The following is a 1,829-nucleotide window of genomic DNA, read 5'->3' as shown; positions in this document are numbered from 1 at the left end:
ACCGCACGCCGGCCGGGTGACAGCCGCCGGTCCCACGAGCCGTCCGGGGCGGGGACCGTACGGGTCAGGGTCAGCGCACACAGCACGCCGAGGAGCAGGGCGCCGCTGCGCGCGTCGGTGCCCATGTAGGCGCGGTCGGCGCCCTCGCCGTGGAACAGCAGTGCCCCCGCGGCGTACGAGGTCACCGCGCCCGCGGCCGCCACGACCGCCAGCGCGCGCCGCGAGCGTACGGTCAGCAGCACCGCGATGAGCACGAGCGGCCAGACCAGGTAGAACTGCTCTTCCACCGCCAGCGACCAGAGATGGGTCAGCGGCGCGCCGGAGGTCAGGGCGCCCCAGTACGAAACGCCTGCGAAGATCGCGTACCAGTTGGACACGTAGGTCAGCGCCGCCACGGTCTGGGCGTCGGTCGTGGACCGCAGTTCGGGCAGCGCGCCGAGGTGGAGCCAGACCTGGACCACGACGAGGAGCGCCAGGACGGCCGGCAGCAGACGGCGCGCCCGGCGGCCCCAGAACCGCCCCCACGCGATGGAGCCGGTGCGGTGCCATTCGGTCAGCAGGAGCCGGGTGATGACGTATCCGGAGATGACGAAGAACAGGTCGACGCCGAGGAACCCGCCGCGGACGCCGAGGCCGAAGTGAAAGGCGATCACTCCGGCCACCGCGATCGCGCGGAGCCCGTCGACGGCGGCGATCCGCTCGTCGCCGGTGCGACGGCGGGGCGGGGCGCCCGCCGGCGCCCCGCCCGTTCTGGCCGCCTCGGCCACCGGGTCCGCTCGGCCTTGCGGGTTCACGCGCGGATCAGCGCGTGTAGAGGTCGAGTACGGGCACGCCCGCCTTGTCGTAGTCGTTCTCGCATCGGTACTCGCGGGCCTGGTGCCGGCCGACGACGCTCTGGCCGGCGCTCTGGCAGGCGGCGAGCGACCGGTAGACCTTGACGAAGCGCCAGCCGCCGGTGCTCGCGATGGCGGCGGGCGCCAGTGCCGACGCGAGCACACCCGCGCCCACGAACGACAGGATCATCCTGCGAACCGTCATGTCAGTGACCTGCTTTCGTAGCTCGGACCTGCCCGCCTCGCCCAGGCGTACGGGACAGGTCGGTGTGAATGGAGTTGAGAATCCAGGCGCCGAGCCGGTCGTGCGCGGCGGCCGACGGGTGGCCCGTGTCGTCGTAGACCTGGATGCCGGACACCTCGCGCGGGCACACCTTCGCCGCACTGCACAGCTGACCGTGCAGGTCGAGCAGTGCGGCGTGCGCCGGGTTCCGGCGGACCGCCGCGCGGACGGCCGCGTTCATGGCATCGGAGTTCGCCCGCGACGCGTCGCTGTTGTCGACGACGGTCGGCACGTAGACCCGTGCTCCGCCCGCGCCGAGGATCCCGATGGCCCGGTCGATCTGCGTGTCGAACCGGCGCCGGAAATCCGGGTCGGTGATGGACTGGACCCCGGTGTGGCCGGGCAGCTGCTGGGAGTCCTGACCGTCCCAGTAGCCGACCTCGAGCAGCACCGCCGTCGGCCGGTAGCGCGTCACGAGGTCCCGCCAGCGTCCGGGCCAGCCGTTGCACTGGGCCGGCGCGGCGACCATCCGGCCCTGCCTGCGGATCCGGACCGGCTGCATCAGACCGCAGCCGGGTTCACCCGCGTTCACCACGACGTTGCGGCGGTTCCGGTCTGCGCCGGCCGCGCCGACGCCGAGGTTCCTCGCCCAGGAGTCGCCGACCACGAGGAGCTTCACGCCCCGGACGTCCGGCGCGAGCGCGGCGTTCCCGAGCGGGACGTCCGCCCCGGCCGCGCCGCCCCCTCCGCCGCCGCCCTGCCGGGTGCCGTGC

At 73.8% G+C, this 1,829-nt stretch carries 3 protein-coding genes; all 3 read right to left on the bottom strand.

Annotated features, from left to right (window positions below; all coding sequences use genetic code 11):
* Positions 1-794, bottom strand: a 794-nt coding sequence (locus ACFFNX_RS49070; RefSeq protein WP_378213343.1) for an acyltransferase family protein, incomplete at its 3' end; no start/stop codon positions are given.
* Between the two features lie 7 nt (positions 795-801).
* The gene (locus ACFFNX_RS49065) at positions 802-1,038 is read right to left on the bottom strand and encodes a hypothetical protein (protein ID WP_378213342.1); all 237 of its coding nucleotides are present in this window, start codon (positions 1,036-1,038) and stop codon (positions 802-804) included.
* Between the two features lies 1 nt (position 1,039).
* Positions 1,040-1,829 (bottom strand): DUF459 domain-containing protein (locus ACFFNX_RS49060; protein WP_378213341.1); only part of this gene is annotated, 790 nt, incomplete at its 5' end.

This window comes from Actinoallomurus acaciae (assembly GCF_042429965.1).
GTDB classification, from domain to species: Bacteria; Actinomycetota; Actinomycetes; order Streptosporangiales; family Streptosporangiaceae; genus Actinoallomurus; species Actinoallomurus acaciae.
Note: the sequence above shows the minus strand (reverse complement) of the source record. Positions and strands in the feature narration are given on the sequence as shown.

Bases quoted from the DNA above. Each gene is read 5' to 3' on its own strand.
- ACFFNX_RS49065 (WP_378213342.1), bottom strand. From the start codon at position 1,038: ATGACGGTTCGCAGGATGATCCTGTCGTTCGTGGGCGCGGGTGTGCTC.